The organism is Streptomyces sp. SS1-1, from assembly GCF_008973465.1.
Taxonomy (GTDB): domain Bacteria; phylum Actinomycetota; class Actinomycetes; order Streptomycetales; family Streptomycetaceae; genus Streptomyces.
In genome coordinates this window covers 6,911,192-6,925,203 of the sequence record NZ_WBXN01000004.1, presented here as the reverse complement: position 1 = coordinate 6,925,203, position 14,012 = coordinate 6,911,192, and the positions used below count along the sequence as shown (strand labels likewise).

Here is a 14,012-nt window from a genome sequence, read left to right as displayed (position 1 = left end):
TCAGCCGAGCTGCCGGGCCGCCGCGCGGCCTGCGGCGCGGCCGGAGAAGAGGCAGCCGCCGAGGAAGGTGCCCTCCAGGGCGTTGTAGCCGTGGACACCGCCGCCGCCGAAGCCGGCGACCTCGCCGGCCGCGTAGAGGCCGTCGACGGGGGTGCCGTCGGCTGCCAGGGCGCGGGAGTCCAGGTCGGTCTGGATGCCGCCGAGGGTCTTGCGGGTCAGGATGTGCAGCTTGACGCCGATGAGCGGGCCCGCCGCCGGGTCGAGGATGCGGTGCGGGGTGGCGACGCGGCCCAGGCGGTCGCCGATGTAGCGGCGGGCGTTGCGGATGCCCTGGACCTGGGCGTCCTTGCTGTAGGCGTTGGCGATCTGCAGGTCGCGGGCCTCGATCTGACGCCGGACGGTGTCCGCGTCGAGCAGCGGCTTGTCCGTCAGTTGGTTCATCCGCTCGACCAGTTGCTCCAGGGTCGGCGCGGTGACGAAGTCCGCTCCCTCGCGCAGGAAGGCGGCCACCGGGCCCGGTGCGCCCTTGCCGAGGACCCGCTCCTTGAGGAACCCGGCGCGGTCCTTGGCGGTGATGTCCGGGTTCTGCTCGGAGCCGGAGAGGGCGAACTCCTTCTCGACGATCTTCTGGGTGAGGATGAACCAGGAGTGGTCGTGCCCGGCGATGTCCGCGTCGGTGCGCAGGTGCCGGAGGGTGCCGAGGGTGTCGTAGCCGGGCAGGCAGGGGTCGGGCAGGCGGCGGCCGAGGGCGTCGAACCACATGGAGGACGGGCCGGGCAGGATGCGGATGCCGTGGCCGGGCCAAATCGGGTCCCAGTTCTGGATGCCCTCGGTGTAGTGCCACATGCGGTCGCGGTTGACGAGGCGGACGCCGGCCTCGGCGCTGATGTCGAGCATGCGCCCGTCGACGTAGGCGGGGACGCCGGTGACCATCTCGGTGGGCGGGGTGCCCAGGCGCTCGGGCCAGTGGCGGCGGACGATGTCGTGGTTCGCGCCGATGCCGCCGGTGGTCACGACGACCGCCTGGGCGGTCAGCTCGAAGTCGCCGACGGCGTCCCGGTTGGAGGCGACACCGCGCGGTGAGGTGTCGTCGGCGAGGACGGTGCCCCGCACGCCGCGCGCCGAGCCGTCCTCGACGACCAGCTCGTCCACCCGGTGCCGGTGGTGGAAGGTGAGCAGCCCGTCGCGGGCGGCCTGCTTCGCGTACCGCACGAACGGCTCGACGACGCCGGTTCCGGTGCCCCAGGCGATGTGGAAGCGGGGCACCGAGTTGCCGTGGCCGTCGGCGCGCAGGTCGCCGCGCTCGGCCCAGCCGACGGTGGGCAGGAAGGTGATGCCGTGCCCGTCGAGCCAGGAGCGCTTCTCGCCGGCCGCCCACTCGACGTAGGCGCGCGCCCAGCGCACCCCCCAGGAGTCCTCGTCCTCGATCCGGTCGAACTGGGCGCTGCCCTGCCAGTCGTTCCAGGCCAGGTCGAAGGAGTCCTTGATGCCCAGGCGCCGCTGTTCGGGCGAGTCGACGAGGAAGAGCCCGCCGAAGGACCAGAAGGCCTGCCCGCCGAGGTTGGCGGCGTTCTCCTGGTCGACCAGGGCGACGCGGCGGCCCCTGCTGGTCAGTTCGTGCGCGGCGACGAGGCCGGCGAGTCCCGCTCCGACGACGATGACGTCGGCGTCCATGGCGACCGTCCCTTCCTAGGCGGTGGTGCGCTGTCCGGTGGTGTCGCTGCCGTCGGTCAGCAGCGCGGTGAGCAGCCGGCCCAGCCAGGCGCGGGCGTGCCCGGTGTCGCGGTCCAGCAGCAGCTGGGCCGTGACGCCGTCGTACGCGGCGACGACGGCGTGGGCGGCGCCGTCGGTGCCGCCGAGCACGGCGGGCAGTGCGGTGTGGCCGCGGGCGCGGGCGAGCCGGTCGGCGATCGCGGCGCGCAGGCGGGCGCGGTGTTCGAGCAGGGTGGCGGCGACATCGGGGTCCCGGGCGGCGTGCACCAGGAAGTCCGTCTTGACGAGCAGCCAGTCGCGGTCCAGGAGGAGCACGTCGGTGACCCGGTCCACGGCGGCCGGGACGTCCAGGCCGGGGCCGTCGACGGCGAGCGCCCCGGCGACCTGCTCGGCGATGAGGTCGGCGCGCTGCCGGTACAGGGCGAAGAACAGCTCGTCCAGGCTGTCGAAGTTGGAGTAGAAGGCGCCCCGGCTGTAGCCGGCGGCCTCGCAGACCTCCTCGATGGAGACGCGGCCGAACCCCTTGGCGGCGAACACGGTGAACGCGGCGTCGAGCAGGTTGGCCCGGGTGCGGACGCGGCGCCTGGTGACACGCCCCGTCGTCTCCCCCACCGCCATGTCGGACCTCCGTTCGATACGGGAATGTATCCGATACACCAACGTATCCAACAGGGGTGCGGAGCGGCCGGGGAGAATCAGCCCACATATAGGAACAGATTTTCGATTCAGGGGTTACGCTGGATCCATGGCCACGCACCTCCAGGGCTCCCTGTTCGACCAGACCGACGAGCTGCGGCTCGGCTCCCTGAGCGGGATCCGCCGCACCCGGCTCAGCCACGGCGCCTGGATCGACGTTCTGCCCGGCTGGCTGAGCGGGGCCGACGCCCTCTTCGAGCGGCTGGCCGCCGAGGTCCCCTGGCGCGCCGAGCGGCGCACCATGTACGACCAGGTCGTCGACGTGCCGAGGCTGCTCTCCTTCTACGGCGCCGGCGACGCCCTCCCCCACCCCGTGCTCGACGAGGCGCGCGACGCGCTGTCCGCGCACTACGCCGGGGAACTGGGCGAACCGTTCACCACGGCCGGGCTCTGCTACTACCGCGACGGACGCGACAGCGTCGCCTGGCACGGCGACCGGATCGGACGCGGCGCGCGCCAGGACACCATGGTCGCCATCCTGTCCGTCGGCGCGCCCCGGGACCTGCTGCTGCGGCCCGCGCGCGGCGGCGGCGAGACGATCCGCCGGCCGCTCGGGCACGGCGACCTGATCGTGATGGGCGGCTCCTGCCAGCGGACCTGGGAGCACGCCGTGCCCAAGACGACCCGGGCCGCGGGACCACGCATCAGCGTGCAGTTCCGGCCGAACGGCGTGCGCTGAGCCGGTGGAAGCGGCCGGCTGACGCGTACGCGGGGGCTGCCTCCGGCGGACGGTGCCGGAGGCAGCCCTTCCTCTGGGCGAGGGACACCCGCGCCGCCACACTGGCCGGGTGAGCGCCCCGCCGCCCGTCCCGGACACCGCCTCCCGGCGCACCGAGCTCGACACGCTCCGGGTGTGCGTCGTGCTCGGCCTGGTCTTCTTCCACGCCGCGCTCGTGTTCTCCCCGGACGACGACTTCTACGTCAAGAACGCGGAGACCACCGGTGTCGTGACCGTGCTCGCCGGGTTCGGGGTCGTGTGGGCCATGCCCATGCTGTTCCTCGTGGCCGGGCTCGGCTCCCGGCACTCGATCCGCCGGCGCGGCCCGGCCCGGTTCACCCGGGAGCGGCTGCTGCGCCTCGGCGTCCCTCTCGTCCTCGGCACGCTCGTGCTGTGCCCGCTCCCCCAGTGGCTGCGGCTGCGGGCCGCCGACGCCGGCTACGACGAGCCGTACTGGCGGTTCTGGCCGCGCTTCCTGACCGTCCGCCCCGACCCGGCCGACTTCCCGTTCGTGCTCGACGGGGAGCACTTCGAGACCGGCCATCTGTGGTTCGTCGTGCTGCTGCTCACGTTCAGCCTGCTCCTCGCCCCGGTGGCCGCGCCCCTGGCGGCCTGGGCGGAGCGCGCGGCCCCCGCGCTGGAGCGGCGTCCGGCGCTGCTCCTGCTGCCCGCCCTTCCGCCCACCGCGATCAACGCCTTCCTCGGTATGGAGGAGGGGTTCGCGGGCTGGAACCGCTGGGCGTACCTGGTCTTCTTCGTCGCCGGGTACACGTTCGCGGACGACCCGCGGGTCCGGGCCGCGCTGCGTCGGCTCGCGGTGCCCGCCGGGATCTGCGGGCTCGTGCTGTTCGGGGGGACCGCGCCCGGATTCCTCGGCCTGGACGACCCGTTCACCGACCGGAGCGCCTTCGCGTGGGCGACCCGGGGCCTGTTCGGGCTCGCGGGCTGGTGCTGGGTGGTGGCCCTCCTCGGCCTGCTGGACCGGCCCCGCCCGGCCCGCAGGCCGTCGCGCGCGCTGGTGTACCTGGGCGTGGCAGCCCTGCCGGTGTACGTGCTGCACCAGCCCGTCGTGGTCGCCCTCGCCTACGGCGTAGTGGGCCTGCCGGGGCCGATCGCCGTCAAGTACGCGCTGATCGTGGCCGGTTCACTGGTGGTGATCCTCGCGCTGTACGAAGGCCTGGTGCGCCACACCCGGCCGACGCGGTTCCTCTTCGGGATGCGCGCCGCCCCACCCGCCGGGACGGCGCCCTGATCTGCTTTGCTGTGCACGTCGGTCACGGACCTCACCACGCGGGACGATCATGCGCATGGATGTGCGGCACATCGCGGACGGCACCTATCTGGTGCACGGCAGCAACACCAACTGGATCATCCTCACCGAGGGTGACGCCGTCACCCTCGTGGACACCGGGTACCCCGGGGACCGCGCGGCGCTCCTCGCCTCCCTCGCCGAGGTGGGCAGCGCGCCGGAGGCCGTCCAGGCCGTCCTGATCACCCACGCGCACAACGACCACCTGGGAAGCGCCGAGCACCTGCGCGCGACGTTCGGCACGCCGGTGTACCTGCACGAGGCCGAAGTACCGCACGCGAGGCGGGAGTTCCTGCACCAGGTGAACGTGGGCACGGTGCTGCGCAACGGCTGGCGGCCGGGCGTGCTGCCCTGGGCCGTGCACGCCCTGCGCTCCGGCGGCACCGAGCACGTCCCCGTCGCCTCCCCGCAGGCGTTCCCGGGGTCCGGCGCGCTGGACCTGCCCGGCCGGCCCGTCCCCGTGCACACCCCCGGCCACACCGACGGCCACTGCGCCTACCACCTGCCCGAGGCGGGCGTGGTGATCTCGGGCGACGCGCTCGTCACCGGGCACCCGACCTCGCGGATCGAGGGGCCGCAGCTGCTGCCGGACATGTTCCACCGCGAACGTGCCCGGACGCTGGCCTCGCTGGCCGTGTTCGAGAAGCTCGACGGCGACGTGCTGCTGCCCGGACACGGCCCGGCCCTCACCGGGTCCGTGCGGGACGCGGCCCTTCAGGCACGGGAACGGGCGCAATAGGCTGAGGCGACGATCACCCCGACCGACGATCACCCCGATTGACGATCACCGCGACCGAGGACGGCCCATGGCACTCCAGATCAGCGCGACGAATCCGGAGCACCCGGCCCTGCTGCTGGAGCTGCCGTGGCAGACGCCGCTGGAGGAGTGGTCCGAGGACCTCCTGGTCCCGCTGCCGCGCGGCATCTCCCGGCACATCGTGCGCTACGCGCGCGCCGGCGACGAGGTGATCGCCGTCAAGGAACTCGCCCAGCGCCCCGCCCTGCGCGAGTACGAACTCCTGCGCGATCTGGACCGGTTGGGCATCCCGGCGGTCGATCCGCTGGCCGTGGTCACGGGCCGCACCGACGCCGCGGGCGGCCCCCTGGAGTCCGTGCTGGTCACCCGGCACCTGGGCGGCTCCCAGCCGTACCGGTCGATGTTCGAGACGACGCTGCGCCCGGCCACCATGCACCGGCTGATGGACGCGCTGGCCGTCCTGCTGGTCCGGCTCCACCTGGCCGGCTTCGCCTGGGGCGACTGCTCGCTGTCCAACACGCTGTTCCGGCGGGACGCGGGCGCCTACGCGGCGTACCTGGTGGACGCCGAGACCGGCGAGCTGCACGCACGGCTCAGCGACGGGCAAAGGGACTACGACCTGGACCTGGCCCGCGTCAACATCAGCGGCGAGCTGCTGGACCTGGAGGCGTCCGGCGCGCTGCACCCCTCCGTGGACCCCATCGAGTTTGGCGCCGAGATCTGCGCCCGCTACCGGTCCCTGTGGGAGGAGCTGACCCGCACCTCGGTGTACCCGGCGGGCAAGTACCACTACATCGAGCGCCGGATACGCCGGCTGAACGACCTCGGGTTCGACGTGGCCGAGATGCAGATCGGGGAGACCGGCGACGGCGCCTCGGTCACCTTCGTGCCCAAGGTCGTCGACGCCGGTCACCACCAGCGGCAGCTGCTGCGGCTGACGGGCCTGGACGCCGAGGAGAACCAGGCCCGCCGGCTGCTGAACGACCTGGAGTCCTGGATGGCCACCCAGGACGACCACGCCGCGGGCGCCCGGCCCGAGGTCCTCGCCCACCGCTGGGTGCGCGACGTCTTCCGGCCCACCGTGCGGTCCGTGCCGCCTCAGTTGCGCGGTGCCATGGACCCGGCCGAGATCTACCACGAGCTGCTGGAGCACCGCTGGTACCTGTCCGAGCGGGCGCGGAGCGACCTGGACTGGGACACCGTCGTCCAGGACTACATCGCGACGATCCTGCCCAGGGCCCGCGAGACGCTCCAGCCGACCAGCGCCGACTGACCCGGCCGGCTCAGACGTGCGGCACCACGGCCACCGGGCACGGCGCGTGGTGCAGGACGCCGGACGCCACCGAGCCGATCCGGGCGCCCACGGCCGTACGCCGGGCCCGTCGGCCCACCACGACGAGCTGCGCGCGGGACGCCACGGAGAGCAGCACCTGCCCGGCGCTGCCCATCTCCACGTGCTCGACGACGTGCACGTCCGGGAACCGCTCCCGCCACGGCAGCAGCGCCTCGGCCAGCGCCTTCTTCTCGTACGGCTCCAGGCCCCCGGCGTCGTCGAGGAGCTTCAGGGAGGCCGGGCTGTAGGCGAACAGCGGCGGCAGGGTCCAGGCCCGTACGGCGCGGACGGCCGCTCCGCGCGCCGCCGCCGTCTCGAAGGCGAACCGCAGCGCCTCGGCGTCGTCGTCGGCGTCGCCCTGCTGACCCACGACGATGTCGTGCCCGGCGACCTCCGCCGACGCCCGGTCGCCGGCCCGCACCAGGACGACGGGCCGCTCCGCCCCGGCGACGACCTGCTGCCCGACCGAGCCCAGCAGGAAGCCTACGACGGCGGCGTGCCCGCGCGAGCCCAGCACCAGCATCTCGGACTCCGCGGTGGCCGCGAGCAGCGTCTCGACGGGCCCGCCGTCCACGACCTCGGTGGAGACCTCCAGCGCCGGATGCCGTTCGGTCACCGACTCCACGGCCCGCGCCAGCCCGTCGCGGACCCATCCGGCCTGCGTGTCCGCGTCGACGGCGGCCATCGCCTCGTGCTCCTGGAACCGCCACGCGTGCACCACGCGCAGGGCGAGCCCCCGGCGGACGGCCTCGCGGGCGGCCCAGGCCAGCCCCGCGAGACTCTCCTCCGATCCGTCCACCCCTGCCGTGATCGGGCGCGTCATTGCAGCTGCCTCCTTGTGTCGCGGTGACGTCCGTCGGGCCCAGTCTTCCCCACCCCTCCCCCTCCGCGGCCCGGCGGGGCGTCCTCCGCGTACCTGAGCGAAGCGCGCGGATCGAACATACGATGGCCGGGAGTCGACTCGGTGGCGGTGCCTCGCGGCCGCTCGCCGCCTCGTCGAGAACGACGCCCGGGGTGGGAGACGTATGACTCAGGCTGCCGAAGCGGCGCGGACCGTCATCCTGACCGTGGACGACGACCCGGGGGTCTCCCGGGCCGTCGCCCGCGATCTGCGACGGCGCTACGGCGCGTCCCACCGGATCGTGCGCGCGGAGTCCGGCGCGTCGGCGCTGGAGGCGCTGCGCGAGCTGAAGCTGCGCGGCGACCTGGTGGCCGTGATCCTCGCCGACTACCGGATGCCGCAGATGAACGGCATCGAGTTCCTCGAACAGGCCCTGGACGTGTACCCGGGGGCGCGGCGGGTGCTGCTGACCGCCTACGCGGACACCAGCGCGGCGATCGACGCGATCAACGTCGTGGACCTCGACCACTATCTGCTCAAGCCGTGGGACCCGCCCGAGGAGAAGCTCTACCCGGTCCTCGACGACCTGCTGGAGGCGTGGCGGCGCAGCGACTACCGGCCGGTGCCCAGCACCAAGGTGGTCGGGCACCGCTGGTCGGCGCGGTCCTCGGAGGTGCGGGAGTTCCTGGCCCGCAACCAGGTGCCGTACCGCTGGTACACGGCGGACGGACCGGAGGGGCAGCGGCTGCTCGCGGCGGCGGAGGCGGACGGGCAGCGGCTGCCGCTGGTGGTGACCCCGGACGGCACCCCGCTGGTGGCACCGGAGGCGCCCGAGCTGGCGGCGAAGGTCGGGCTCGCGACCACACCGACCGCCGACTTCTACGACCTGGTCGTCATCGGCGGCGGGCCGGCCGGGCTGGGCGCCGCCGTGTACGGGGCGTCGGAGGGGCTGCGGACGGTGCTGGTGGAACGGTCCGCGACGGGCGGGCAGGCCGGACAGAGCTCCCGTATCGAGAACTACCTGGGCTTCCCGGACGGGGTGTCCGGCGCGCAGCTCACCGACCGGGCCCGGCGGCAGGCGGCGCGGTTCGGCGCGGAGATCCTCACCGCGCGCGAGGTGACGGGCCTGGAGGTGTGCGGCGCGGCGCGGGTGGTGCGCTTCTCGGACGGGTCGGCGGTGTCCGCGCACAGCGTGATCCTGGCGACCGGCGTCTCCTACCGGCAGCTGATGGCGCCGGGCTGCGACGACCTGACCGGGTGCGGGGTGTACTACGGGTCGGCGCTGACGGAGGCCCCGGCCTGCCAGGGCCAGGACGTGTACATCGTGGGCGGCGCCAACTCGGCCGGGCAGGCGGCGATGTACCTGGCGCGGGGCGCGAAGTCGGTGACGCTGCTGGTGCGCGGGGAGTCGCTGACGGCGTCCATGTCGTACTACCTGATCCAGCAGATCGAGGAGGCGCCGAACATCTCGGTGCGGACCCGGACGGTCGTCGACGAGGCGCACGGCTCCGACCATCTGGAGCAGCTGACGCTGCGGGACCTCGACAGCGGGCGGACCGACCGGGTGGACGCGCAGTGGATGTTCGTGTTCATCGGCGCCGCCCCGCTGACGGACTGGCTGGACGGGACGGTGCTGCGCGACGGGCGCGGGTTCATCCTGGCCGGGCCGGACCTGACGTCCGACGGACGGCCCCCCGAGGGCTGGGAGCTGGACCGGCCGCCGTACCACCTGGAGACCAACGTGCCCGGGGTGTTCGTGGCGGGCGACGCCCGTTCGGAGTCCGCGAAACGGGTCGCGTCCGCCGTCGGAGAGGGAGCCATGGCCGTGATGCTCGTCCACCGGTACCTGGAGCAGTCATGAGCGAGGCGTGCCTGCCGTGCGAGCCCGCGGAGATCGGCTCCCTGTTCCTCTTCGAGAAGCTGACGCCTGAGCAGCTGGGCCGGCTGTGCGAGGCGGGACATGTGGCGCGGTACGAGCCGGGGCCCGTCTACACCGAGGGCGACCCGGCCACCTGCTTCTACGTGATGATCGAGGGCACGGTGGTGCTGTCCCGCCGGGTCGGCGGGGACGACGTGGAGGTCACCCGCACCTCGCAGCGCGGGGTGTACGCCGGGTCCATGCAGGCGTACCTCGGCGACCGGGTGCGGCAGGTCTACAACAACTCGCTGCGCGTCACCGAGCCGACGCGGTTCTTCGTGCTGCCCGCCGACACGTTCGCGGCCATCATGCAGGAGTGGTTCCCGATGGCCGTGCATCTGCTGGAGGGGCTGTTCTTCGGCTCGAAGAGCACCCAGCAGGCCATCGGGCAGCGGGAACGCCTGCTGGCGCTGGGTTCGTTGTCGGCGGGGCTCACCCACGAACTCAACAACCCGGCCGCGGCGGCCGTCCGGGCGACGGAGACGCTGCGGGAGCGGGTGGGCAAGATGCGGCGCAAGCTCGGCATCATCGCCCAGGGCACGTACTCCCCCGAGGTGATGGCGAACCTGATCGAGATGCAGGAGCGCACCGCCGAGCGGGTCGCCAAGGCCCCCGCGCTCAGCCCGCTGGAGGCCGCGGACCGGGAGGACGCGCTCACCGACTGGCTGGACGACCACGGCATCCAGGAGGGCTGGCGGATCGCCCCGACCTTCGTGCAGGCCGGGGTCGACGCGGACTGGCTGGACCAGGTCGCGGCGGCGGTGGACGAGGACATCCTGCCGAACGCCATCGGCTGGCTGAACTACACCGCCGAGACCGAGCTGCTGATGGACGAGATCAAGGACTCCACCGCCCGGATCTCGCACCTCGTGGACGCCGCCAAGCAGTACTCGCAGCTGGACCGGGCGCCCTTCCAGAACGCCGACGTGCACGAACTCCTCGACAGCACGCTGCTGATGCTGTCCGGGAAGCTCGGCTCGCGGATCGAGGTCGTGAAGGAGTACGACCGGACGCTGCCGAAGATCCCGGCGTACCCGGCGGAGCTCAACCAGGTGTGGACGAACCTCGTCGACAACGCGGTCTCCGCGATCAACAGCGCGGGCGGCGAGGGGAGGCTGACCGTGCGGACGGCACGGGACAACGACTGCCTGCTCGTGGAGTTCCGGGACACGGGGATCGGTATCCCGGCGGACATCCGCGAGCGGATCTTCGATCCGTTCTTCACGACGAAACCCGTGGGCGAGGGCACCGGGCTCGGCCTGGACATCTCCTGGCGGATCGTGGTCGACAAGCACCACGGCAGCATCCAGGTGACGTCGGAGCCGGGCGACACACGCTTCCAGGTGCTGCTGCCGCTCACCACCGAGGAGGTCTCATGACCGGCGTCAACGGCATCGATCCGAGCGTGCCGCCGAGCGGCAGCGGGTGCACGGAGTGCGACGCGGCGGGCGGCTGGTGGTTCCATCTGCGCCGATGCGCGCAGTGCGGGCACGTGGGCTGCTGCGACAGCTCGCCCGCGCAGCACGCCACCGCGCACTTCCGGGAGACCGGGCACCCGCTGGTGCAGAGCTTCGAGCCGGGCGAGAGCTGGTACTGGAACTACGCGACGGACGAGCTGTTCGAGGCGGGGCCGGATCTGGCGCCCCCGGCGAGCCACCCGGACGCACAGCCCGCGCCGGGCCCGGAGGGACGGGTGCCGGCGGACTGGACGAAGACGCTGCACGGCTGAGCCCCCCGCGAAAAGGGAGGCGGTCCCGGCCCGGGCGAGTGGCAGGATGTGAGCGTGTCGCAGCCCTCGTTCAGCACGCCGTTGATCGGCCGGAACCCCGAACTCGCCCGGCTCTCCGCAGTCCTGGAACGCGCCCGCGCCGGGGACGCCCGCGCCGTCCTGGTCGCCGGTGACGCCGGCGTCGGCAAGAGCCGGGTGCTGGGCGAAGCCGCGGGGCTGGCCGCCGGGGCCGGGATGACGGTGCTCACCGGGCACTGCGTGGACCTCGGTGACGTAGGGCTGCCGTATCTGCCGTTCACGGAGGTGGTGGGGACGCTCGCCGCCGACGAGCGGTTCGCGGACGTCCTCGCCGCCCATCCCGTGGTGGGCGGGCTGCTGGGCGGCGGCTCGGACGCCGTGCGGGACCGGCTGCGGCTGTTCGAGGGCTTCGCGGGACTGCTCACCGGCCTGGCGGACCGGGCGCCGGTGCTGCTGGTCCTGGAGGACCTGCACTGGGCGGACCAGTCGTCGAGGGACCTGCTGCGGTTCCTGCTGAGCCGGGGCACACTCCAGCGGGCCGCGGGCGGCGCGCCCGGGCACCGGCTCGCCGTGCTGGCGTCGTACCGGGCGGACGACCTGCACCGCCGCCACCCGCTGCGGCCGCTGCTGGCGGAACTCGTACGGCTGCCCGCCGTGGAGCGGCTCGAACTGCGGCCGCTGGCCGACGCCGAGGTGACCGAGCTGGTCCGCCATGTGCAGGACCGGCCGCTGCCGGACAGCACCGTGCGGCGGATCGTGGAGCGCGCCGAGGGCAACGCCTTCTACGCGGAGGAGCTGGTCGCCGCCACCGACACCGGGGGCGACGGGGTGCCGAGCGGCCTCGCCGACGTCCTGCTGATCCGGTTCGAGCAGCTGTCCGACACCGCCCAGCAGGTGCTGCGCACGGCGGCCGTCGCGGGGCGCCGCGTCGAGCACGACCTGCTGCGCGGGGCCGTGGGCCTGCCGGAGGACGAGCTGGAGGCGGCGCTGCGCGAGGCCGTCGGACGGCAGCTGCTGCTGCCCGGCGACGGCGACACGTACGCGTTCCGGCACGCGCTCGCCCGCGAGGCGGTCTACGCGGACCTCCTCCCCGGTGAACGCGCCCGCCTGCACGGCGCGTTCGCCCGGCTCCTCGCGGCGCGCGGCCGGTCCCGGGAGACGGCCGCCGAGCGCGCCCACCACTCGCGGGAGAGCCACGACCTGGCCGAGGCGCTGGCCGCCTCGCTGGAGGCCGCCGGGCACGCGCACCAGGTGGGCGCGCCCGCCGAGGAGCTGCGGCACCTGGAGACCGCCCTGGACCTGTGGGCGTCGGTGGAGCCGTCGGCGCGGCCCTCGGGCGAGGGTGTGGACCGGGTGACGCTGACGCTGCGCGCGTCGGCGGCGGCCGCGCACGCCGGGGCGGCGCACCGGGCCGTCGCGCTGACCCGTTCCGCGCTCGCCGGTGTGCGGGACTCCGACCACGAGCTCGCCGCCCGGGTCCGGTACACGCTCGCCGGCAATCTGCTGGGCGTCGACAGCCTGACGGCGGCGTTCTCCTACAGCAGTGAGGCGCTGGCCCTGATCCCGGCCGATCCTCCGTCGCGGACCTGGGTGTGGGCGGCGGCCACCCATGTGCTGGCGGCCCGTCAGGTCGGGGAGAACGAGACGGCGTTGCGGGTGGCCCACGAGGCGCTGGCCGTCGCCGAGCGGCTCCAGGTGCCGGACGCCCGCGCGGACCTGCTGATCTCCCTGGCCGTGCTGGAGAGCGGCGGGCGCGGTACGCCCGAGGGGCGGGCCCGGCTGCGGGAGGCCCGCGAGGTGGCGCGCGGCGCCGGGAACGCGCCGGTGGAGCTGCGGGCGCTGTTCAACCTGGCCATCGGCTGCTTCGAGTCCGGTGAGCTGGAGGAGAGCGTGTCCTGGCTGAAGGAGGGCCTGGAGCGGGCCCGGCGGGCCGGGCTGTCGTCGTCGCCATATCCGCTGGAGATGCGGTATCTGCATCTGCTGGTGCTGTACACGCTGGGCCGCTGGGACGAGTGCGTGGCCTGCGCGGCCGAGGACGCGGCGGTGCTGCCGGCGGCGGGCGCGTTCGCGGCGGGCCCGGCGCTGTACGTCGGACTCGCGCGCGGCGACGCGGACATCGTGGAGCGGACCCGTCCGCTCGCGGAGGGCCCGTTCGACTGGATGGGCCGGCTGGTGGCGAGCATCGTGCTGACCGACGAGGCGGCGCTGCGCGGCGACCCGGAGGCGGCGGTGGAGCGGATGCGCTCCGGGGTGGCCGCCCTCACCGACGACGCGGGCACGCTGCCCGACGCCACGGTCCGGCTGGCCGCGCTCGCCCTCGCGGCCGTCGCCGACCGGGCCGCCGCGCTGCGCGCGGCCGGTGACACGGAGGAGCTGCGCCGCTGGACGGACACGGCGGGCGAACTGGTGGAGCTGGCGCGGGTGACGGCCGGGAGCGGCGCCGACGGCGCCTCGCAGGGTCCGGAGGGCAGGGCGTGGCTGGCCCGCGCGGAGGCGGAGTGGACGCGGGTGGTCTCCGGGCCCGACGCCGGGGCGTGGGCGGCGGCGGTCGAGGCGTTCGCGTCCGGCGACGGGTACGAGCGGGCGCGGTGCCGGCTGCGGTACGCGGAGGCGCTGCTGGTGGCGGACGACCGGGAGGGCGCCGCCGCCGAGGCCGCGGCCGCCCGCCGGACGGCCGCGAAGCTCGGGGCGGGCCCGCTGCTGGAGCGGGTGGACGCCCTGATCCGCCGGGGCCGGCTCGCCGAGCAGCGCGCGCCGGGCTCGTCGCCGCTGACGGCCCGGGAGCAGGACGTGCTGCGGCTCCTCGCCGCCGGCCGCAGCAACCGGCAGATCGGCGAGGAGCTGTACATCACCGGCAAGACGGCGAGCGTCCACGTCTCCAACATCCTCGCCAAGCTGGGCGCGGCGAGCCGTACGGAGGCGGTGGCGATCGCCTACCGGGAGGGGCTGATCGGCCGTGCGGAGGCCGTGGGCTGACCGT

Annotated in this window: 11 protein-coding genes; 8 read left to right on the top strand and 3 right to left on the bottom strand. The window is 74.1% G+C overall.

Annotated features, from left to right (window positions below; genetic code table 11):
* Both F8R89_RS33100 and F8R89_RS33095 read right to left on the bottom strand, forming a co-directional pair.
* Positions 1 to 1,674, bottom strand: a complete 1,674-nt coding sequence (locus tag F8R89_RS33100; RefSeq protein ID WP_151787449.1) for an FAD-binding dehydrogenase — start codon at positions 1,672 to 1,674, stop codon at positions 1 to 3.
* A gap of 15 nt (positions 1,675 to 1,689) precedes the next feature.
* Entirely contained in the window at positions 1,690 to 2,331 is a 642-nt protein-coding gene (locus F8R89_RS33095) for a TetR/AcrR family transcriptional regulator (RefSeq protein WP_151787448.1), read from the bottom strand.
* A gap of 127 nt (positions 2,332 to 2,458) precedes the next feature.
* On the opposite strand from F8R89_RS33095, the gene F8R89_RS33090 reads away from it, so the two are divergent.
* From F8R89_RS33090 to F8R89_RS33075, 4 genes are all read left to right on the top strand, one after another.
* A complete protein-coding gene (locus F8R89_RS33090; protein ID WP_151787447.1) occupies positions 2,459 to 3,088 on the top strand; it encodes an alpha-ketoglutarate-dependent dioxygenase AlkB in 630 nt (209 codons plus the stop codon).
* 109 nt (positions 3,089 to 3,197) lie between these two features.
* Positions 3,198 to 4,379, top strand: a complete 1,182-nt coding sequence (locus F8R89_RS33085) for an acyltransferase family protein (RefSeq protein ID WP_151787446.1) — start codon at positions 3,198 to 3,200, stop codon at positions 4,377 to 4,379.
* 49 nt (positions 4,380 to 4,428) lie between these two features.
* On the top strand, positions 4,429 to 5,175 hold the full coding sequence (locus F8R89_RS33080) for an MBL fold metallo-hydrolase (protein ID WP_151787445.1): 747 nt from the start codon (positions 4,429 to 4,431) through the stop codon (positions 5,173 to 5,175).
* 67 nt (positions 5,176 to 5,242) lie between these two features.
* Positions 5,243 to 6,466 carry a DUF4032 domain-containing protein gene (locus F8R89_RS33075; protein WP_151787444.1) on the top strand — a complete coding sequence of 408 codons (1,224 nt, stop codon included), beginning with the start codon at positions 5,243 to 5,245 and terminating at the stop codon, positions 6,464 to 6,466.
* Positions 6,467 to 6,476: 10 nt separating this feature from the next.
* On the opposite strand, the gene F8R89_RS33070 is transcribed toward F8R89_RS33075, so the two are convergent.
* Complete coding sequence (locus F8R89_RS33070) at positions 6,477 to 7,349, bottom strand: universal stress protein (RefSeq protein WP_151787443.1); 873 nt, start codon at positions 7,347 to 7,349, stop codon at positions 6,477 to 6,479.
* 202 nt (positions 7,350 to 7,551) lie between these two features.
* Here F8R89_RS33070 and F8R89_RS33065 point away from each other — a divergent pair, with 202 nt between their 5' ends.
* From F8R89_RS33065 to F8R89_RS33050, 4 genes are read left to right on the top strand one after another with little or no spacing between them, the layout of a single operon-like run.
* Positions 7,552 to 9,228, top strand: coding sequence for an FAD-dependent oxidoreductase (locus F8R89_RS33065; RefSeq protein WP_151787442.1), 1,677 nt, complete (start codon positions 7,552 to 7,554; stop codon positions 9,226 to 9,228).
* Complete coding sequence (locus F8R89_RS33060) at positions 9,225 to 10,664, top strand: ATP-binding protein (protein ID WP_151787441.1); 1,440 nt, start codon at positions 9,225 to 9,227, stop codon at positions 10,662 to 10,664. The genes F8R89_RS33065 and F8R89_RS33060 overlap by 4 nt, the downstream gene beginning before the upstream one ends.
* Entirely contained in the window at positions 10,661 to 11,014 is a 354-nt protein-coding gene (locus F8R89_RS33055; RefSeq protein WP_151787440.1) for a UBP-type zinc finger domain-containing protein, read from the top strand. The genes F8R89_RS33060 and F8R89_RS33055 overlap by 4 nt, the downstream gene beginning before the upstream one ends.
* A gap of 54 nt (positions 11,015 to 11,068) precedes the next feature.
* A complete protein-coding gene (locus tag F8R89_RS33050) occupies positions 11,069 to 14,008 on the top strand; it encodes an ATP-binding protein (protein WP_151787439.1) in 2,940 nt (979 codons plus the stop codon).
* Positions 14,009 to 14,012: the final 4 nt, after the last annotated feature.

Coding starts and splice junctions, on each gene's coding strand:
- F8R89_RS33055 (WP_151787440.1), top strand. CDS start 10,661: ATGACCGGCGTCAACGGCATCGATCCGAGCGTGCCGCCGAGCGGCAGC.
- F8R89_RS33070 (WP_151787443.1), bottom strand. CDS start 7,349: ATGACGCGCCCGATCACGGCAGGGGTGGACGGATCGGAGGAGAGTCTC.
- F8R89_RS33060 (WP_151787441.1), top strand. CDS start 9,225: ATGAGCGAGGCGTGCCTGCCGTGCGAGCCCGCGGAGATCGGCTCCCTG.
- F8R89_RS33075 (WP_151787444.1), top strand. CDS start 5,243: ATGGCACTCCAGATCAGCGCGACGAATCCGGAGCACCCGGCCCTGCTG.
- F8R89_RS33095 (WP_151787448.1), bottom strand. CDS start 2,331: ATGGCGGTGGGGGAGACGACGGGGCGTGTCACCAGGCGCCGCGTCCGC.
- F8R89_RS33080 (WP_151787445.1), top strand. CDS start 4,429: ATGCGCATGGATGTGCGGCACATCGCGGACGGCACCTATCTGGTGCAC.
- F8R89_RS33090 (WP_151787447.1), top strand. CDS start 2,459: ATGGCCACGCACCTCCAGGGCTCCCTGTTCGACCAGACCGACGAGCTG.
- F8R89_RS33100 (WP_151787449.1), bottom strand. CDS start 1,674: ATGGACGCCGACGTCATCGTCGTCGGAGCGGGACTCGCCGGCCTCGTC.
- F8R89_RS33065 (WP_151787442.1), top strand. CDS start 7,552: ATGACTCAGGCTGCCGAAGCGGCGCGGACCGTCATCCTGACCGTGGAC.